Source organism: Streptomyces sp. NPDC093094 (assembly GCF_044754345.1).
Taxonomy (GTDB): domain Bacteria; phylum Actinomycetota; class Actinomycetes; order Streptomycetales; family Streptomycetaceae; genus Streptomyces.
The window spans coordinates 1-19164 of sequence record NZ_JBIVOX010000035.1; the positions used below are offsets into that span (position 1 = coordinate 1).

General features: G+C 70.2%; 14 protein-coding genes and 5 pseudogenes. 9 read left to right on the plus strand and 10 right to left on the minus strand.

Annotated elements, in window-relative coordinates:
- Positions 1 to 1214: 1214 nt before the first annotated feature.
- Positions 1215 to 1592: pseudogene (locus tag ACIQGV_RS38430) on the plus strand (hypothetical protein); the annotation flags it as partial.
- Between the two features lie 86 nt (positions 1593 to 1678).
- On the plus strand, positions 1679 to 3829 hold the full coding sequence (locus tag ACIQGV_RS38435; RefSeq protein WP_402503846.1) for an MMPL family transporter: 2151 nt from the start codon (positions 1679 to 1681) through the stop codon (positions 3827 to 3829).
- 202 nt (positions 3830 to 4031) lie between these two features.
- Here ACIQGV_RS38435 and ACIQGV_RS38440 read toward each other — a convergent pair whose 3' ends face one another.
- Both ACIQGV_RS38440 and ACIQGV_RS38445 read right to left on the minus strand, forming a co-directional pair.
- The gene (locus ACIQGV_RS38440) at positions 4032 to 5483 is read right to left on the minus strand and encodes an ATP-binding protein (protein ID WP_402503849.1); all 1452 of its coding nucleotides are present in this window, start codon (positions 5481 to 5483) and stop codon (positions 4032 to 4034) included.
- The gene (locus ACIQGV_RS38445) at positions 5480 to 6172 is read right to left on the minus strand and encodes a response regulator transcription factor (protein ID WP_402503851.1); all 693 of its coding nucleotides are present in this window, start codon (positions 6170 to 6172) and stop codon (positions 5480 to 5482) included. Before ACIQGV_RS38445 ends, ACIQGV_RS38440 begins: the two co-directional genes overlap by 4 nt.
- Before the next feature lie 364 nt (positions 6173 to 6536).
- Between ACIQGV_RS38445 and ACIQGV_RS38450 the strand changes: the two are divergent.
- Both ACIQGV_RS38450 and ACIQGV_RS38455 read left to right on the plus strand, forming a co-directional pair.
- Positions 6537 to 7728 (plus strand): annotated as a pseudogene (locus ACIQGV_RS38450) (IS30 family transposase).
- 7 nt (positions 7729 to 7735) lie between these two features.
- A pseudogene (locus ACIQGV_RS38455) lies at positions 7736 to 8035 on the plus strand (integrase core domain-containing protein); the annotation flags it as partial.
- Positions 8036 to 8197: 162 nt separating this feature from the next.
- Here ACIQGV_RS38455 and ACIQGV_RS38460 read toward each other — a convergent pair.
- On the minus strand, positions 8198 to 9178 hold the full coding sequence (locus ACIQGV_RS38460) for a LysR family transcriptional regulator (RefSeq protein ID WP_402503853.1): 981 nt from the start codon (positions 9176 to 9178) through the stop codon (positions 8198 to 8200).
- 53 nt (positions 9179 to 9231) lie between these two features.
- Between ACIQGV_RS38460 and ACIQGV_RS38465 the strand changes: the two genes are divergently transcribed.
- Positions 9232 to 10431, plus strand: a complete 1200-nt coding sequence (locus ACIQGV_RS38465; RefSeq protein ID WP_402503935.1) for a nuclear transport factor 2 family protein — start codon at positions 9232 to 9234, stop codon at positions 10429 to 10431.
- 97 nt (positions 10432 to 10528) lie between these two features.
- Here the strand turns inward: ACIQGV_RS38465 and ACIQGV_RS38470 are convergent, their stop codons facing one another.
- Genes ACIQGV_RS38470 through ACIQGV_RS38480 form a run of 3 tightly spaced genes read right to left on the minus strand, consistent with a single transcriptional unit; the run spans position 10529 to position 11662 of the window.
- Entirely contained in the window at positions 10529 to 10921 is a 393-nt protein-coding gene (locus ACIQGV_RS38470) for a DUF6262 family protein (RefSeq protein WP_402503855.1), read from the minus strand.
- The gene (locus tag ACIQGV_RS38475; RefSeq protein WP_402503858.1) at positions 10908 to 11198 is read right to left on the minus strand and encodes a hypothetical protein; all 291 of its coding nucleotides are present in this window, start codon (positions 11196 to 11198) and stop codon (positions 10908 to 10910) included. The genes ACIQGV_RS38470 and ACIQGV_RS38475 overlap by 14 nt, the downstream gene beginning before the upstream one ends.
- Before the next feature lie 59 nt (positions 11199 to 11257).
- Positions 11258 to 11662, minus strand: coding sequence for a type II toxin-antitoxin system PemK/MazF family toxin (locus tag ACIQGV_RS38480; RefSeq protein WP_402503860.1), 405 nt, complete (start codon positions 11660 to 11662; stop codon positions 11258 to 11260).
- Between the two features lie 176 nt (positions 11663 to 11838).
- Here ACIQGV_RS38480 and ACIQGV_RS38485 point away from each other — a divergent pair.
- Positions 11839 to 12337: pseudogene (locus ACIQGV_RS38485) on the plus strand (transposase); the annotation flags it as partial.
- Between the two features lie 61 nt (positions 12338 to 12398).
- Here the strand turns inward: ACIQGV_RS38485 and ACIQGV_RS38490 are convergent.
- Positions 12399 to 12608, minus strand: coding sequence for a hypothetical protein (locus tag ACIQGV_RS38490; protein WP_402503944.1), 210 nt, complete (start codon positions 12606 to 12608; stop codon positions 12399 to 12401).
- Between the two features lie 567 nt (positions 12609 to 13175).
- Positions 13176 to 14207 carry a 4-hydroxy-2-oxovalerate aldolase gene (gene dmpG / locus ACIQGV_RS38495; RefSeq protein WP_402503862.1) on the minus strand — a complete coding sequence of 344 codons (1032 nt, stop codon included), beginning with the start codon at positions 14205 to 14207 and terminating at the stop codon, positions 13176 to 13178.
- Between the two features lie 182 nt (positions 14208 to 14389).
- On the opposite strand from dmpG, the pseudogene ACIQGV_RS38500 reads away from it, so the two are divergent.
- Positions 14390 to 15597 (plus strand): annotated as a pseudogene (locus ACIQGV_RS38500) (RNA-guided endonuclease InsQ/TnpB family protein).
- A 13-nt stretch (positions 15598 to 15610) separates the two neighbouring features.
- On the opposite strand, the gene ACIQGV_RS38505 reads toward ACIQGV_RS38500, so the two are convergent.
- Together ACIQGV_RS38505 and mhpD are read right to left on the minus strand one after the other, a co-directional pair.
- Positions 15611 to 16561 (minus strand): acetaldehyde dehydrogenase (acetylating), encoded by a 951-nt coding sequence (locus ACIQGV_RS38505; RefSeq protein WP_402503865.1) that lies wholly within the window; start codon positions 16559 to 16561, stop codon positions 15611 to 15613.
- Positions 16558 to 17379, minus strand: coding sequence for a 2-keto-4-pentenoate hydratase (gene mhpD / locus ACIQGV_RS38510; RefSeq protein WP_402503867.1), 822 nt, complete (start codon positions 17377 to 17379; stop codon positions 16558 to 16560). The genes ACIQGV_RS38505 and mhpD overlap by 4 nt, the downstream gene beginning before the upstream one ends.
- 182 nt (positions 17380 to 17561) lie before the next feature.
- Between mhpD and ACIQGV_RS38515 the strand changes: the two genes are divergently transcribed.
- The gene (locus tag ACIQGV_RS38515) at positions 17562 to 18308 is read left to right on the plus strand and encodes an IclR family transcriptional regulator (RefSeq protein WP_402503937.1); all 747 of its coding nucleotides are present in this window, start codon (positions 17562 to 17564) and stop codon (positions 18306 to 18308) included.
- Positions 18309 to 18490: 182 nt separating this feature from the next.
- A complete protein-coding gene (locus ACIQGV_RS38520; RefSeq protein ID WP_402503869.1) occupies positions 18491 to 18931 on the plus strand; it encodes a hypothetical protein in 441 nt (146 codons plus the stop codon).
- Positions 18932 to 19164: the final 233 nt, after the last annotated feature.

Genomic DNA, 19164 nt, shown 5'->3' on the forward strand with positions numbered 1-19164 from the left:
CTCGAAGGTATGGCTCGTATCCGACAGGTACAGCGCGACAGCGTCAGCCTTGAACTCGGGCGAGTAGACCTTCATCACCATAAAAGATGCCTCCTGCCCAGCCCCTACCGGGGCCGGGATCAGAGGTGTCCACCACTCGGGGACAGGTCCCACCGGCGTCCAACACGGCGGCCACCTTCTTGGTACACAGCCCCCTCGGGCGGCGGGCGTGGTACGCCCCGTGGTCGGGCGCACCACGGGGCGTACCACGGGGTTTGTGTCCGCATCGTGACCGTGGTCGGGGTCTGGTGGTCTGTGGTCTGGTCGGGGCGGGCGGGTTGTCTCGAGGTCGGAAGCGTCCATTCTGACCTGGGAGTTCGACCATGTCTTCTGGCAAGCAGGCCCCACCGGGCTGGTCCGCGGCACCGTTCGCGGCTGGCGCCCGTCTGGGGACGATGCGGCGGCGGGTGCGCCTGTCCCGCGCCGCGGTGTGGGCGCTCATCGCGTCCGGCCCCCTCGCCCTCACGCTCGCGCTCACCTCCGATCCGGCCATGGTCAAAACAGCCACTGCACACACGCCGGCGCATGTGCGCACCGCGGCTGTCGCCGCTGCCGCGGACCCGTCGGGGTATGCGCAGTTGTTCACCGACGCATGGCTGCGCAGGCGATGCGCAGACTGCGCAGGCGCGGCTTGCACAGTCGCTGGCGCCGGACGTCGAACTCCCCGATGCGACCCAGGATGCGCAATCGGCGCCTGTGTCCGTGACGGCTGTGCGCAGCGCGCAGCACGCGGGCGGCGTGTGGTCGGTGACGGTGGCCACGCAATACGCCGACGGACGCCTCCTCCACTACGCCGTACCCATCGCCGCCGGTGCGGACGGACGCTCCTTCACGGTGACCGAGGCGCCCGCGGTCGTGGCCGGACCCGGCCGCGCCAAGACACCCGCGTCCCCGTATGGGGTGGCCGTGCCCGACGGGGCTCTGTCCACCACGGTCGCAGAGTTCCTCGCCGCCTACCTCACCGGCGCCGGGGAGGTCGACCGCTACCTCGCCCCCGGCGCCACCGCACGCGCCGTCTCCCCGGCCCCGTTCACGTCCGTCGATGTCCGGCAGCTGACCGCCATCGAGGAGACCGCCGCCGACGACAAGGTCCCCGGGGACGGGACGCCAGTGCGTGTGCGGGTCGCGGTGGAGGCGCGGGACCGCTCCGGGCGGTGGCCGCTCTGCAGCAGGCCAAGCACGGAACAGTGCTCGTCGTGGTCGACCAGCCGGCCTTCATCGGCGCCCTGCCGCTGGCAGTCGCCCGGGACATGGGCTGCCCGGTCGCCTACCTGCCCGGGCTGACGATGCGGCGGATCGCCGATTCGGCAGACCTGCTGCGTGAGGGTCGTGGGCCCCTGCTCGACCTCGTCGACCGCGCGGAGGCCCGTGACGCCGCAGCCGCGTGGAGCGGACGGGTCAACACCGTCACCGCCCGCACGGACCGGGTGGACGTCGACGCGTTGCTCATCCGGCCCGACGGCTGTGTCGCCCGGGCCTTGCCCACCGGGCAGGACCTCGACGCCACCACGCGGGTGCGTGCGCTGGGCACATGGTTCGGCCAACCGGCCTGAGCACCGCATTAACAGTCGTCTCAGGTTCGCTCAGTAGGAAGTCGGCATCCAGATAAGCGATGCAACCCGTATGTAGGAGGCTAGTGATGGCAGTCAACGCAGCGCCGTCGGGGGAAGCCCCGGCCGGTCGGTTGGCAGGCCGGTGGGTGCCATGGTTGGTGATCGGCTTGTGGCTGGTGCTGGCGGCGGGCATGGTGCCGCTGAGCGGAAAATTGAGCTCGGTCACCACCGACAGCGCCGTGGACACCCTGCCGGCCGGTGCCGAGTCCACCAAGGTGGCGGTGCTGGACGACCGTCTCCCCGGCGGTGACAGCAACACGTTCGTCTTCGTGTACCACCGCGCCGGCGGCATGACCGACGCCGACCGCGCGACGGTCGAGCGCCACTACAACACCCTTGCCAAGCGGTACCTGCCGAAGGCGACGGCGGCGGCCGGCGAGGACGACGAGGGCTCACCGCTGAGTCCCTCCACCGACCGCAAGGCGATGATGTTCACCCTCGAGGTGGGCACGGCCTACGGCGCACCGGAGGAAATCGTCGGCCCGTTGCGTGACGCCGCGAAGGACCGCCCCTCCGGGCTGGAACTCGACGTGACCGGCCCGGGCGCGATCGACGGCGACATGGACGCCGTCTTCGACGGCATCGACGTGCAGGTCCTCCTCACCACCATCGCCGTCGTCACGCTCCTGCTCATCCTCACCTACCGCAGCCCGGTGTTGTGGATCATCCCGCTGCTGGCCGTGGGCGCGGCCGCACTGACCGCGATGGGGACCGTCTACCTGCTCGTAAAGGGCTTCGGCATCGTGGTCAACGACCAGAACTCGGCGCTGCTGACGATCCTGGTATTCGGCGTCGGCACGGACTACGCGCTGTTGCTCATCGCTCGGTATCGGGAGGCACTGCACCACCATGAGAACGTCCGGGTCGCGATGGTCCACGCGCTACGCGGCGCGGCGCCGGCCATCGTCGCGTCCGCGGCCACCGTGGTCGCCGGCCTGCTCTGCCTGCTCGTCGCGGACCTGAACAGCACCAGCGGGTTGGGCCCGATCGGTGCGGCCGGCATCCTGTGCGCGCTGGTGGCCATGCTGACGCTGTTCCCAGCGGTGCTCGTGGTGCTCGGCAGGCGGATCTTCTGGCCGGCCATCCCGCGGTTCAGCACGGCCGTGGAGGAGAAGCCGGGGCTGTGGGGACGGCTCGGCGCCGCCATCAGCCGCCGCCGGTGGGTGGCGACGCTCGGCTCGCTCGGAGTCCTCGGCGTGCTTGCCCTCGGGCTGGCGGGCAACACCGGCGCCCTGCGGGAGCAGGACCAGTTCCTGTCCGCGCCGGAGTCGGTCACCGGCTTCACCGTTCTGCGCCAGCACTTCCCGGAGCTCGGCGGACAGCCGATGACGATCTTCACGCGGCCGGCGCACCAGGAGCGGGTGCTCGACATCGTCAAGGACACTCGCGGTGTGGCCCTGGCCATCCCGGAGCGGACCAGCGGTGGCTGGGCCAACATCTCCGTGTTCCCGAAGGACGCGCCGGACACCGCCGCGGAGTACGACACGATCAAGCGGGTGCGCACCGCCGTGCACGCGGTGCGCGGGGCGGAGGCGATCGTCGGCGGGCCGAGTGCGGAGAACCTCGACACCGAGGTGACCACCGAGCGCGACGAGAAGCTGGTGATCCCGCTGGTGCTCGCCGTCGTCCTGATCGTCCTCGGGCTGCTGCTGCGCGCGATCCTGGCCCCGCTGGTCCTGATGGCCACCGTGATCGTCTCATTCGCCGCAGCCTTCGGCGGCAGCGTGTTCGTCTTCGACACGATCCTCCGGTTCAAGGGTGTCGACTATTCGGTGCCGCTGCTGGCATTCCTGTTCCTGGTGGCGCTCGGCGTCGACTACAACATCTTCCTGGCCAGCCGGGCCCGGGAGGAGACCGTGCGCCTCGGCACCAGAGAGGGCATGCTCAAAGCCCTCTCGGCCACCGGTGGCGTCATCACCTCGGCAGGCCTGGTCCTGGCGGCCACGTTCGCGGTCCTCGCGACACTTCCGCTGGTGATGCTGATCGAGGTCGGGTTCCTGGTCGCCTTCGGCGTGCTGCTCGACGCCCTGCTGGTGCGGTCGGTCCTGGTACCCGCTCTCACTTTGCTGATCGGCCGGCGGATGTGGTGGCCGAGCCGGCTGTCCCGTCCAGCGGCAAAGCTGCCGGACGGTCAACAGCCGCTCGCCGACGACGAGGAGCCCGCGCTGCAACGGTGAGCGCGGCGGCACGGACGAGATCCGGGACGGGCCCCAGGCCCGTCCCGGATTTTTTCATGGGTCCGACGGTCGCCGCCCTTTGGTGCTGCGCCACGCGCCGGGGCTGGGGTCGGCGCATCGCGGTGTCCTGCCCCGACGGTGAGCCGCGCGGGGCCATGTCGGTGGGCCGCCGTCCCTCGTTCTGCGCCGTGCCGCCGGCGGGTCAGCGCATCGCGGTGTCCTCCCCGGCGGTGAGTCGCGCGATGGGGGCGGGCGGGGCCGCGGCCGGAAGGTCGACCCGAAGCAGCGCGCCACCGCGTGCGGAGCGGGCGACGGTGGCCCGGCCGCCGTGGGCGTCGACGACCCGCCGCACGATCGACAGCCCCAGACCGGATCCCGGCAACGCCCGGGCGCTGTCGGCACGGTAGAACCGGTCGAACACCCGTGGTACGTCGGCGGCGTCGATGCCCGGCCCGGCGTCGTCGACCTCGAGCACCACCGACGCGCCCTCGGCACGGAGCCGGACCTGGACCGGCTGGTCCGCGGGGGACCACTTGCCGGCGTTGTCGATGAGGTTGAGCACCGCCCGCTCGAGCGCGGCGGGACGCCCGCTCACCCACACGGAGGTCACGTCGAGCGCGACCTCGACGTCGGGCGTGCGGGAACGTGCCCGGGTCGCGGCGGCCGCCACCACGTCGGCGAGGTCGAGCAGCTCGGTGTTCTCGTCGCTGACGTCACCGCGTGCCAGGTCGGTCAGCTCGGCGACAAGGGTGCTCAACTCGGCCACCTGGGCGCCGAGATCGTTGAGCAGCCGGGTCCGGCTCTCCGCCGGCAGTGCGCTGTCCAGGGTGCCGCGCCGATCGAGCCGGATCAGCAGCTCGACGTTGAGGCGCAGGCTGGTGAGCGGGGTCTTGAGCTCGTGGGCGGCGTCCTCGGCGAGCAGTCGCTGGGCCCGCCGGGAGTCCCGGAGCGCGGCGAGCATGTCATTGATCGACTGGATCAGCCGCCGGATCTCCCCGCCACCCTCATCCGGGATGTCGGCGTCGAGATCCCGGGTGTGCGCGACACGTACCGCGGCGGCGGTCAGCCGGTCGATCGGTGCCAGCCCGGTCCGCGCCACGGTCCGCCCGGCAAGGGTGCCGCCGACCACGCAGAGCAGCCCGATCAGCAGCATGCCGACCCCGAACTGGTTGATCGGGCTGTCGTCGGCGACCTGGGCCACCTGGACCGCGCCGTCGCCCGCCCGCAGCGTGTAGATGAGGTAGCCGTCCTCGTCGCTGTCGTTCGACTCCATCAGGTCGGCAGACGCGCCCTGCGCCACCCGCTCGGCGTGCTCGCTGACTGGGGGCAGCGCGGGTTGGCCGGCCGGCGTCCGGGTCGAGCCGTCGGGCAGGATGACCCGCACCAGCCGACCGGATCCGGGATACGGCGGTAGCTGGACCTGCGCCAGACCGGCGCGCTGCGCGTTCGTCGCCAGGACGCGGGAGTCGGTGCGCAGCTGATTCTTGGCGCTGTCCTGCAGCTCCCAGCCCAGTAGTTCGCTGGCCACCTGGAAGGCCACGAACACGCTGACCGCGATGGCCGTCGCCGCGATCACCGTCAGCCTGGCCCGCAGGGACCGCCGGCGCCACCATCGGGTCAGCCGGCGCGGTTCCCGGCCGGCGGGCCTGCTCACGGAGGAGTCTCCCGCAGAACGTAACCCAGGCCGCGCAGCGTGTAGATCAATCGCGGCTCACCCTCGGCCTCCGTCTTGCGGCGCAGGTAGCTCACGTACACCTGGAGGTTGTTGGCGGTGGCGCTCATGTCGAAGCCCCAGATCGCCTCGAACAGCGCGTCGCGGGTCAAGACCCGGGTCGCGTTGCTCATGAGGACCTGCAGGAGGGAGAACTCGGTCCGGGTCAGGCGCAGCGGCCGCCCGCCCCGCCACGCCTCGAACCTGTCGGGATCGAGCCGGACGTCGGCGAACGACAGGATCTGCGACTCCCCGTCGGTCGGCGTGCGCCGACGCAGCAGAGCCCGCACCCGGGCCAGCAGCTCCTCGGTGGCGAACGGCTTGGGCAGGTAGTCGTCGGCGCCCGCGTCCAGCCCCGCGACCCGGTCGGAGACCTGGTCACGGGCGGTCAGCATCAGCACCGGCAGATCCCGGCCCGCGGCCCGCAACCGCCGACAGGTCTCCAGCCCGCCGAGGCGGGGCATCATCACGTCGAGGATCAGAAGATCCAGCGTGTCGCCGTCGGCCCCACCGACCCCGTCGAGCACGGCGAGACCGTTGGCGACGGTGCTGGTGTCGTAACCCTCGACCTGGAGCACCCGCTCCAGCGACTCACGGATGGCCGCTTCATCATCCGCGATCATGATCCGCACGCCGGCCCGCCCCCTTCCAGTCGATTGTTTTTGCCGCTCATTGTCCCCGATCAACCTGAGGCCAGGATTAGAGCGGGCGGATTCAACCGGTCGTCGCAACACCTTGATGTCGGAGGTGTTCAAGATCGCTACGGAGGACTGGAGCAGGAAGACCGGCGATGCGCCCGCGGGACTTCGGCGGCAGTGGCGTGCTGACCGGGCGCTGAGGCCGGCGATGCGTTCGCCTGGGCGGCCTGATCCGTCTCGGGTGGTGCAGCGGCAGTTCTGGCGGCTGATCGCCACGGGCGTCACGACGGCTGAGGCATCGCTGGCGGTCGGGGTGTCGGTGCCGGTCGGTACTCGGTGGTTCCGCCACGCTGGCGGCATGGCGCCGATCTCTCTGGCCGAGCCCACCGGCCGCTACCTGAGCTTCGAGGAGCGCGAGGAGACCGCGATTCTGCGCGCCCAGGGCGAGGGGGTGCGCGAGATCGCCCGCGCGATCGGACGTGACCCGGGGACGATCTCGCGCGAGCTACGCCGCCACCCGTGGCGGGAAGCAGGAGTACCGGGCCACGGTCGCGCAGTGGGAGGCACAGCAGGCCGCGAAGCGCCCGAAGACAGCCAAGCTCGCAGGCAACGACAGGTTGCGTGAATACGTACAAAAACGGCTCGCCGGCAGTGTCCGTCGTCCCGACGGCACGATCGTCACCGGGTCCACGACGCCCGCGTGGAAGGGACTGAACAAGCCCCACCGCCAGGACAGAAGATGGGCGACGGCATGGAGCCCGGAGCAGATCTCGCGCCGGCTTCGCGTCGACTTCCCCGATGATGAGTCCATGCGCATCAGCCATGAAGCGATCTACCAGGCGCTGTTCATCGAGGGCCGCGGTGCGCTCAAGCGGGAGCTGGTCACGTGTCTGCGTACCGGCCGGGCGCTGCGGACTCCCCGTGCGCGGTCACAGAACAAGCCGCAAGGGCATGTCACCGCGGACGTCGTCCTCAGCGAACGCCCCGCCGAGGCAACCGACCGCGCGGTCCCCGGACACTGGGAAGGCGATCTGATCATCGGGACGGGCCGCTCCGCGATCGGCACGCTGGTCGAGCGCAGCAGCCGCTCCACGCTTCTCGTGCACCTGCCCCGTCTCGAAGGGTGGGGCGAGAACCCGCCGGTGAAGAACGGCGTCTCGCTCGGGGGCTACGGCGCGATCGCGATGACCGCGGCGCTCACCACGTCGATGGCGCAGCTGCCCGAACAACTGCGCAAGACCCTCACCTGGGACCGAGGGAAGGAACTCTCCGGCCATGCCCAGTTCGCTCTCGATACCGGGACGAAGGTGTTCTTCGCCGATCCGCACTCACCCTGGCAACGACCGACGAACGAGAACACGAACGGGCTACTGCGTCAGTACTTCCCAAAGGGCACCGACCTCTCCCGGTGGTCGTCCGAGGACCTCGAAGCCGTCGCGCTGACGATCAACAACCGGCCCCGCAAAGTCCTCGGTTGGCGGACACCGGCCGAGGTATTCGAGGAACAGCTACGCTTCATACAACAGCCCAGTGTTGCAACGACCAGTTGAACTCACCCAATATGCGAGTCGAATCTTCGCCCAAGCCTGCAGGTCAGCAGGGGTGCGACAGAGTATGGGCGCGGTCGGGTCCAGCGCGGACAACGCCGCCGCCGAATCGTTCAACGCCAGCTTCAAGAAAGAGACCTTGAAAGGTCGAAAAGGCTGGCCGAGCGAGCGGGAGGCCCGGCTTGACGCCTTCCGCTGGCTGACCCGATACAACACCAAACGCCGGCACTCCCGCCTCGGGCAGCGATCACCGATCGCTTACGAGAACACCTTCCAAACAGCATCAACTACCCTGGCCCGAGCCGCATAGACGTGTTCAAGATCCGGGGTCAAGGCCCATCGTGCCCGTGACCCTGAAACCTGGCCCGAAGCCGACCTCACGGGCCCCGGTGCCGCCACCGTCCAGCACATCGCCCCCGCCCTGAGAGCGGTGATGAGCGGGCGGCGCCCAGGTGCTCCTGGCGCAACGGCCTCATACTCGGGGCGTTTCCGTGACGCTGTCGTCAAATGTCAGCACGGCGGCATGGTCATCCTTCGCGGTCGGCTGATGAGAGGTGTGGGCAGGACGGACCGAGGCGAAGGTTGTGGCGAGCTGGTCGAGCAGGGGTGCTGCGGAGGGGTGGGGGGCACGGCGTGGTGTGATCGCGTAGATGCCACGAGTCGGAGGATCGACGAGGGGCATGGTGGTGACGCCGGTCCGGAGCGCGCCCGTCAGCACGCCGGGTATGAGCGCGATGGCGTGACCGGTTGCGACCAGAGCCAGCTTGCCGGCCAGATCGGCTGCGGTGAGGTCGATGCGGGCGCTTACCCCGGCGCGGGCGGCGTGTTGGCGCAGAAGCGCCGCCGATCCGTCGTTGTCCTCGACCCAGGTCTGGTCGGCCAGCGCCTGCATGTGCACCGGGCCGCGCCCGGCCAGCGGATGGCCGACGGGCAGTGCGACGACCATGTCGTCCAGCCCGAGGAACCGGCGTTCGACCCGGGGGTCTTGGGGCAGCCCTGGCGGTGCATCGGTGACGACAGCGATGTCGAGATCGCCGGCGATCACGCGGTTGTGTAGTTGTGCGCTCAGGTCCGGCAGCAGGTTCCACCGGATGGATCCGGCTCGCTCGAGCAGCCCCCGGATGGCCTCGGGAACGATTCCTGCAGCCAGCGACGGTGTCGCGCCAATAGCAAGCGGCCGATTGCACGTCCCGTCACGAACGTCTCGTACGGCGCGAACAGCGCGGTCAGCCTCGTTGAGCGTGGCCACGGCGTGGTGCCGGAACACCTCACCGGCAGGCGTCGGACGCACACCGCGCGCATGGCGTTCCACCAGAGGCACGCCGAGTTGCCGCTCCAGCCCGGCGATCTGCCGTGAGACGGCCGACTGCGTGTGATTGAGCTCGGCGGCCGCCGCCGACAGTGACCCCAGTCGGCACACGGTCACGAAGGTGCGCCACACCGTCAGTTCCATGGCGCTAGTATGCACGGCTGGCATGCGTCTCCCGCATGGCTGACCTGCATAATATGCGCTTGTCGCAGTCTTCCTGGTGCGCCACTGTGGCGTGCATGACCACACCGCACACGATCGCAGTCCTCGGCCTGGGACGCATGGGTGGAGCGATCGCGACTCGGCTCACTGCCCAGGACTGGGACGTCGTGGGCTGGACACGCTCAGGGCGCACATCAGGCGCCGTCAAGACGATCGGCGATCCGAATGAGGCAGTGGCAAGGGCCGATCTCGTGCTCCTGGCGCTGTTCGACGGCTCGGCCTGCCAGCAGGTCATCGACGACGTCCGTGACTCGCTGCGACCGGACACGATGGTGCTGAACACCAGCACCATCGCCCCTGCCGAGGCGTCGAATCTGGCCCGGCAACTCGGCCCGTCCTATGTCCACGCCCCCGTGCTCGGCTCCGTGCCGGCTGCCGCCGCGGGCGCCCTGCAGATTCTCGCCGCCGCCGACCAAGACGCGCTCGATCGAGCCCGACCGGTTCTGGAAACCCTCGGCACCGTGCGGCGCGTCGACGACGCCTCCACCGCCGCCGCGCTCAAGCTGATCGCCAACAACAGCCTCGCCGGCGCTGTCCTCGCACTGCGCGACTCACTTCGGCAAGCCGACTCCCTCGGCTTGCAGCGCGCCCAGGCACTGGACGTCCTCGAACTCGGCCAGCTCGGCGGGCTCGTGGCCCGCAAACGCCCCTTCCTCGACGGTGAGCCGCCGGCCGGCATCGCCGACTTCACGATCGGTGCGCTGGCCAAGGACATGGCTCTGCTGGCCGACGCGTCGAACACGCCTCTGCGCAGCGCCGTCGGTCTGGCTGACACCCCTGCCGCCCCCGAGGCCGACATCGCCATTGCCGCCACGGTCCCCGCCGTGTCGGACGCCGTCCTCGAACCGCTCCACGCCTACATTCGCGGACATGCCACCGGTGAGCCCACCCACTTCCGCGACGCGTTCCTGCCCACCGCCCACATCGAGGGAATCCGGGGCGGCGCTTTTGTCTCGTGGCCTCTGGACGAATACTGCGCTCTCTTCCACGGCCACTCGGCCCCGGACGAACCGACCCGCTCTCGCCGGATCGACACCGTCGACGTCCACGGCACCATCGCGACCGCGACCATGACGCTCCAGCACGGCGCGGACACCTTCACCGACATCTTCCTGCTGGTCCGCGTCGACGACGGTTGGCGCATCGCCAACAAGGCTTATCGCCGACACTCATGAGAGAGCGAGAAGCGATCCCTCACCCGCTTCAGCGTTGCGCCGGGATCAGGTGTTCACTGCGCGCACAGGGAACGATCTTCGGCAAGCCGAGAACTCATCAGGGCAACGGCCGTCCGCTGCGGAGCCTTCGAATCTCACCGTATGCGGTCTCCAGTCGTCGGGCGAGGTCGTTGTTCTCAGCTCGTAGCTGCTTGATACGCCCGAGCGCGGCCTCGAGTCGACGCCGAAGGGAGGCGACCGACGCGGGCTGTGAGCCGGTCCGTTCGATGGCGGGCCGGCGATTTTGCAACTGCCGGATGGCTGTGACCAGGTCGTGCTGGGTGTAAAGCCACGACCTCGAGACACCGGCCGTCTTCGCGATAGCAGCGAAGCTGGTCCGGTTGTCAGAGCGTTGTGCTGCTGAGATGGCCTTCTCGGCGTCGCTGCGGGCGCGCTGGCTGCGGCGTCGGGTGGCCTCGGCCAGTGCGGCGGTGTTGTCAGCCGGCGGCATCGACGTCCTCCACCTGTCCGCCGACGACGATCTGATTCTCGGCGGTCCCTTCGAGAGCGCTGATGATCTTGCCGAGGGTGCGGCGGTTCTTCTCCGCGACCCGGGCGAGTCCAGCGTCTTCGGCCTGAGTGATGAGTTCGCTGGTTTCCTGCCGCTGTTGGCGGTGTTGCTGGAGGAAGTCGCCGGTGGTGATGAAGAACCGGCAGTCCAGACAGGGGTTGGCGTACTCGTAGTCGGTTTGTACCGGTGCTCCGCAGTAGCCGTTGGGCAGCGTCACCTTTGCGCGGACCAGGCTCACCTTCGCCCAGGCCGCCCCGGCGAGCGCCCCTTCTCCCTCTACCCGATTTCACCGAGACGGAGGGCGTCCCTTATCTCGCTGAGCTTCGCGGTCGTCGCCGGGGTCTGCCCCTGCGCCTGTTCAGCGAGTCGGAGGGCGTCGTCGATCTCGCTGAGCTTCGCCGAGGACAGGACAGCCGCCCGCTCTATCAGGTCGTCCCGCGACACGGTGGTCAGCCACGTGCACGGGGTGAGGCCTGGACGCGGGAACGCGAGCCGCAGCACGCCTTCGAACGGCACTCCTTCACCGGCGCCCACTATCACTTCGATGCCCAGACCGCTGATGTCGACGCCCGCCGGAGCGACGACCTGCATCACCCGGATCCCGGACGCGTCGTCTCCCGACAGCAGTACGACCAACCTCCGCTCGTCGAACTGGATCCACCAGACCTCGCCACGTTGCACAAGTCCTCCAGAGTCCTCCAGACACAGGACGGCAGACAGACGCTGCGCGAGCCTGACGCGCTGTGGAGACGGGCGCAGCCACCCTCGATCATCAGTGAGTGAAGACTGAAGATCGCGCAGTGGCCGCAGGTCACAGCGTAAACCCTGCCCACTGGCAGGAGGCGTTCGAGGGCCTGATGAGCCGGATAGCGGGACGGTTCACGCGCAGCGAATCCGGTGCCGAGGCCGGAGGTTGGGACGCGGCCTGCTGTCGGACCTGCCACGCAGGAACTGCTGGACCACCGCCGAGCGGGCTGCGGGCAGGACCCCGAACGCCGTGGCAGCACCTGCTCGGGCGGGCCGACTGGGACGCCGACCAGGTCCGCGACGACGTGGATGACTACGTGGTGGAGCATCTGCACGACGACGAGGCGGTGCCGGTGGTCGACGAGACCGGCGACGTGAAGAAGGGCACCGACACTGCCGGTGTCCAGCGCCGGTACACCGGCACCGCCAGACGTCGAGAACAGCCAGGTAGCCGTTTACCCCGCCAACTCGGACCCCCTCGAGGGCACACGGCGATCGACCGGGAACTCTATGTTCCGCGTTCCTGGACCTCCGACCCCGACCGCTGCCGGGTCCGCCGGACTCGGCGACAAGGCGGAGTTCTCGACCAAACCAGAGTCCTCGCCGAGATTCTCGGCGACGTATGCCTGCAGGTCGTCGCGGACACTATCGGCATCCCAGATGGCCCTGTTCAGCAGCCTCTGCAGGCCATCAGGGGTGCGGTGGCCCCTGCGTATTCGACCAACTGCCAGCCGTTCTTGCGTCCGACCGGACCCAGGAGGCCACGGACGTAGTCACGCATGCGACGTCGCAGGTCGGCACGGCCGAATCGGTGACCTATGCGCAGGAAGAGGTCGTCGAGTTCACGGACCCAGGTCACATCCGCACAGTCGTCGGTCACGCGGAGAGGCTGCCCGGATCACCGCGCAGACAGCTCTCGGCGCCACTCGATGGAGGGGCGGTCCGGCAAGACCGCCTCCGACCTGCCCTCGCCCACCACAGTCCCGACGATGCCTCCGACCAGGACAGAGAGCGAACCGCTGCTGGAGTACCAGGACGTGCGCTCCGGCGCGGCGGGCGGACGGGCGTGAAGCCATCGCCAGGCTCAGGCGGTGGCCGGGGCTGCCGTCGGGGTGCGGTTCCATGGTTTCTTCCTTTGCGTGGGCCGGTCGAGCGGTCGCGTGGTCGTGAGGCCGTGGCGGGCCAGGACGGCGTCGGCCCACCGCGAGGGGGACATCAGGCCCCGGAGAAACAGACCCCGAAGTCAATCGGAAGGCCACCGGGGCGACCGTCGCTTCGCAGACGATCCCCTCATGTCCGATCCCGGCTCGACCCGCCGGTCCTGATCCGGCCCCCGGCGGTGAGCACGCCGACCGGGCTTCGCCTCACATCCGCCGGTCCGGTCCCCTGCGTCGGTGGCGCCGTAATCGCCGGACGGCCACAGGGCATCGGTGTCGGCCGTTCCCGGTCAGCCGGCGGAGTCGGCCGCCGCGAGGTCCAGGGCGATGTCCGTGATCATGTCCTCCTGGCCGCCGACCATCTTGCGCCGGCCGACCTCGACGAGGATCGCGCGGGTGTCGAGGCCGTGCCGGCGGGCGGCGGCTTCGGCGTGGCGCAGGAAGCTGGAGTACACGCCCGCGTAGCCGAGGGTGAGGGTCTCGCGGTCGACGCGGACCTCGCGGTCCTGGAGGGGACGTACGACGTCGTCGGCGGCGTCCATCAGGGGAAACAGGTCGCAGCCGTGCTCCCAGCCCATCAGGTCGGCGACCGCGACGAACGCCTCCAGCGGGCAGTTCCCGGCTCCGGCGCCCTGGCCGGCGAGGGAGGCGTCGACGCGGGTGACGCCGTTCTCCACGGCGACGACGGAGTTGGCGACGCCCAGGCCGAGGTTGTGATGGGCGTGGATGCCGATCCCGGTGTCCGGTGCGAGGACGTCACGATAGGCGCGGACGCGATCGCGGACGCCGTCCATGGTCAGGCGACCGCCGGAGTCGGTGACGTAGACGCACCCGGCTCCGTAGGACTCCATCAGCTTGGCCTGGCGGGCCAGTTCGGCGGGTCCGGCCATGTGGGACATCATCAGGAACCCGGCCACGTCCATGCCCAGGTCGCGGGCGGCCGCGATGTGCTGGGCGGAGATGTCGGCCTCGGTGCAGTGGGTGGCGATGCGCACCGAGCGGATACCGAGGGCGTGAGCCTGCCGCAGGTCGTGCAGGGTGCCGATACCGGGCAGGAGCAGTGTGGTGGGCACCGCGTGGCTCACGCTGTCGCAGACGGCTTCGATCCACTCCCAGTCGGTGTGCGCGCCGACGCCGTAGGTGATGCTGGAGCCGGACAGGCCGTCGCCGTGGGCGATCTCGATCGCGGCAACCCCGGCGGCGTCCAGCGCGGCGGCGATGGTGCGGGCCTGGTCGACGGTGTAGCGGTGGCGTACGGCGTGCATGCCGTCCCGCAGGGTCACGTCCTGCACGTACAGGGCAGGGGGCTGGTTCGCGGTCATCGGATCTCCTTCGTGGATACCCCGGCCTTCAGGCCGGGGTGGGGGTACCTCCCGCTTGCGGGGGAGAAATGAAGCTCCCGCGGAGCGGGGCAGGGAAAGGCGAATCGCCGCCAGGGCGATTCGGCGTCTGGGGCCACCGGCCGACAGCCGTCACTCACACGGAATCCGATACGGTGTGAGGTATGACGTGGCAGGTCAAGCGGGCTTTCAAGTACCGCTTTTACCCCACGGACGAGCAGGCGGCGGAGCTGTCGCGCACGTTCGGCTGCGTCCGCCTCGTGTACAACAAGGCGCTGGAGGAGCGCACTCGCGCGTGGTACGGCGAGCAGCGCCGGGTCTCCTACGTGCAGTCGTCGGCCGCGCTGACCGAGTGGAAGAAGACCGAGGAACTGGCCTTCCTGGCGGAGGTGTCCTCGGTCCCGCTCCAGCAGGCGCTGCGGCACCTTCAGACGGCGTTCGGGAACTTCTTCGCCAAGCGGGCGAAGTACCCGCGGTACAAGTGCCGGAAGAAGTCACGGGCGTCGGCCGAGTACACCCGCAGCGCCTTCAAGTGGCGTGACGGGCGGCTGGCCCTCGCGAAGACGGCGGAGCCGCTGGACATCCGCTGGTCGCGTCCCCTCCCGGAGGGGCGGAGCCGACCACGGTGACCGTGTCCCGCGATCCGGCGGGCCGCTGGTTCGTGTCCCTGCTGTGCGAGGACGCCATCGCGCCGGCGCCGGCCACCGCGAACGCGGTCGGCCTGGACGCCGGGATCACCTCCCTGGTGACCCTGTCCACCGGGGAGAAGATCGCCAACCCCCGGCACGAGCGCCGTGACCGCGCCCGGCTCGCCCGCGCGCAGCGGGAGCTGTCCCGCAAAGCCAAGGGCTCCAACAACCGGGCCAGGGCCCGAGTGAAGGTCGCCCGCGTCCACGCCCGGATCGCCGACCGGCGCCGGGACTTCCTGCACAAGCTGACCACTCGACTCGTCCGCGAGAACCAAACGGTCGTGATCGAGGACCTCACCGTCCGCAACCTGCTCAAGAACGGCAAGCTCGCGCGCGCCATCTCCGACGCGGCCTGGACGGACCTCCGCATGATGCTGGAGTACAAGTGCGCCTGGTACGGGCGCGAACTCGTCGTGATCGACCGCTGGTTCCCCAGCTCGAAGCTGTGCGGAACCTGCGGCACGGTCGCGGCGAAGATGCCGCTGAACGTCCGCGAGTGGACGTGCGACTGCGGCAGCGTGCACGACCGCGACGTGAACGCGGCACGCAACATCCTGGCCGCCGGGCTGGCGGCGTCTGCCTGTGGAGGCGGTGTAAGACCTCAACGGGAGTCCTCCCGGACGGGGCGGTCGTCGGTGAAGCAGGAACCCCAGCGGGCGACCGCTGGAATCCCCCACCTTTAGGCAGGGGAGGAAGTCAACGGGAGACCACCTCCGTGAAGGGCTGCGCGGCGGCCATGCGCTCGGCGGTGCGCAGGGCGGCCGAGGTCATGATGTCGAGGTTCCCGGCGTAGGCGGGCAGGTAGTGGGCGGCACCCTCGACCTCCAGGAAGACCGAGACCTTCGCGGCGCCGGTGGACCGCGTGCCGACGGGCAGCAGCGAGCGCAGGGGGTCGTCGTCGGCGACGCGCTCGAACTGGACCTTCTGCTTGAGGCGGTATCCGGGCACGTACGCCTGGACCCGGGCGACCATCTCCTGCACCGAAGCGGTCACCGCGGCGTCGTCGCACTCGCCCACCAGGCAGTACACGGTGTCGCGCATGATCAGCGGGGGTTCGGCCGGATTCAGGACGATGATGGCCTTGCCCCGGACGGCGCCTCCCACCTTCTCGATGGCCGACGAGGTCGTCTCGGTGAACTCGTCGATGTTGGCCCGGGTGCCGGGGCCGGCCGAACGGGAGGAGATCGAGGCGACGATCTCTCCGTAGTGGACGGGCGTCACGGCCCCGACGGCGGCCACGATCGGAATGGTGGCCTGGCCGCCGCAGGTGACCATGTTGACGTTCGGTGCGTCGAGGTGGTCGTCGCCGTTGACCGGCGGGACGACGTACGGGCCGAGCGCGGCGGGCGTCAGGTCCACGACCCTGCGCCCCAGCGAGCGCAGCACCTCGTCGTGGTGGCGGTGCGCGCCGGCCGAAGTGGCGTCGAAGACGATCTCGACGTCCGCGAACGCGTCCAGCCTCACCAGGCCGTCGATGCCCTCGTGGGTGGTGGCGACCTTCAGGCGGCGGGCACGGGCCAGGCCGTCGGAGTCGGGATCGATCCCGACCATGGCGGTGATCTCCAGGGAGTCGGAGAGCCGCAGGATTTTGATCATCAGGTCGGTGCCGATGTTGCCCGACCCGATGACGGCGACCTTCGTGCTCATGCTGCGGCCCCTTCCGTGGCGGCGGACGCGAACGTGGTCGTGACCGTGCCGAGCCCTTCGATGTGCGCGGTGAACTCGTCGCCCTCGGCGGCGACGGCCATCGGGCCGAGCGCACCGGTCAGGACGATGTCGCCGGCCCGCAGCGGGTCGCCGAGCCCGGCGAGGGTGGAGGCGAGCCAGAGGGCGGCGGTGAGGGGGCTGCCCAGGCAGTCGGCTCCGGTGCCCTCGGAGACCGTCTCCCCGTTCTTGGTGAGGGTCATCGTCACGGCCCGCAGGTCGACGCGGTCCAGGGGGACGGGGGTGGCGCCCAGGACGTACAGGCCGCAGGAGGCGTTGTCGGCAACGGTGTCGACGATGGTGATGTCCCAGTCGGCGATGCGGCTGTCGACGATCTCCAGCGCGGGCAGCGCGAAGGCCGTGGCGCGCAGCAGGTCGGCGACGGTCGGGTCGTGATGCGGCAGGTCCGTGCCGAGGACCAGGGCGACCTCGGCCTCGACCTTCGGCTGGAGGAGCCGACCGGGGGCGATCGGCCGTCCCTCGGGCACCGCCATGTCGGCGAACAGCGCGCCGAAGTCCGGCCGGTCCACGCCGAGCTGCCGCTGCACGGCGGGCGAGGTCAGGCCGATCTTGCGGCCCACCAGCCGCCGCCCGGCGGCGATCCCGCCTTCCACGTGCAGGCGCTGCACGGCGTACGCGGCTTCGACGTCCATCTCGGGCAGGAGCGAGCGCACCGGGGCGCAGGGGACGCCAGTGCTGACGGCCTCCTCCAGGACGGCCGCCGCCTCGATCACGGCGTCGGCGGGCTTGTGCGGGCTCACGGTCGCCCCCTGCGGGGGCTGGTGCGGCGGGGCGGGACGAACATACGGGTTACCTCCGGGCGGAGAGCGGCAGGGTTGCGGAGAGGCGGCGGTGGCCGTCCGTCGATCCACGACAGGTATAGGCGTACGGTTCGAGCGGCGGCAAAATACGTTCCATGACACGGAACAGCGCGCAGGGGAACATGCTCGACAAGGCGACTGCCGTGCTCGACTGCTTCCGCCCCGACGGAGGCATGTTCCGCCTCACGGAAATCGCTGCCCGCGCGGGACTGGCCAAGACGACCGCGTTCCGCCTCTGCTCCGACCTGGTGCGCCTCGGTCTGCTCGAGCGTGACGGCGAGACCTACCGGCTCGGCGGCAAGCTCTTCGAGCTGGGCTCACTGGTGCCGCGCAGGCTCGACCTGCGGGAGGCCGCGCTGCCGTTCCTCCAGGACCTCTTCGAGGCCACTCGCGAGACCGTGCACCTCGGCATCCGGGAGGGGCACGACGTGGTCTACATCGAGCGGATCCACGGCCACCAGGCCCTGACGCTGCCCTCACGCATCGGGGGACGGCTTCCCCTGACCTGCACGGGCGTCGGCAAGGCGCTGCTGGCCTTCTCCGGCTCCGAGCTGGCGGACGAGGTGCTGTCCGGGCCCCTGCCCCGTCTCACCCCGCACTCGGTCACCGACCCGGCGCGGCTGCGTACCGCCGTGGAGCAGATCCGGGTCTCCGGTCTCGCGTACGAGGAGCAGGAGGCCGCCCTGGGCGTCAGCTGCATCGCCTCGCCCGTCTTCGACGGGGCGACGGCGGTGGCCGCCCTGTCCGTCGCCGTTCCGCGCGGCCGGTTCCACCCCGCCCAGCTGGCGCCCGCCGTGCGGACGGCCGCTCTGGGCCTGTCCCGCGTTCTGCGTTCAGGCGCCGGATCGGCGGGCGGCACGTCTTCCTGAGCCGGTACGGGGTGACCGGTCGTGGGCGGGTGACCGGCCCGCGACCGGGCGACCGGCCCGTGGGCGGACCCGGCGGGCCCTCACCTCCGCGAATCACCCCTGCCGCGATTCTTGATGCCCGCCCCCACCCCTCTTGCCGTAGCAGTCATTCCAGCAACCGTATTGAACACCACAAGAAGCTGGTGCGGCCACCGCCGCCGCGTCGGCTCCCACTGGTCCTGGTCGCCATCGACGAGGCTCACCACATGCTGCTGTCGGCCTCCTCGCCCTGTCACCTGGAGGCGAAGGCGATCGTGGAGCAGCTGACCCGTCGGTCCCTCAAGAGGGGTATCGGCGTCGTCCAGGCCACCCGGACCCCGCTGACCGAAGACCTCGGCAACAGCACGGTCATCCGCTCCCAGCTCCTCATCGGCGGCGCGGTGTTCCTGCGCTGCGCGACCTCACCCGTGTCTGCGCGTTCCAGCCTCGTGCTGCGGCGGGGCGACCACATCGCGCTCGTCGACGCCGACCGCGACTTCGTGCCCGTGTTCACCACGTCCGGCCACTGGGTCGGGCAGGCCACCGCCGACACGATCAGCGACCTGATCGCCGTCCACGAACACCGGGACGGCGGCCACGCGTGACGTCCCCGCACGACCGTCAGCCCTCAGCAACCGCACCCACCCGAAGCGAAGGGTTACGCCATGAGCCGTTTCTGCGTCTCCGACACCACCGGCGACTGCACCCGCGCCCCGGCAGCCATGGAGAAGAAGCTGGAGCGGGCCCGCCGGGTCTGCTCCATCTGCCCCCCTCGTCAGCGACTGCCTGAAATGGCCGCTGGTCCATCACCTCGTCACGCGCAGCGGGATCTGGGCCG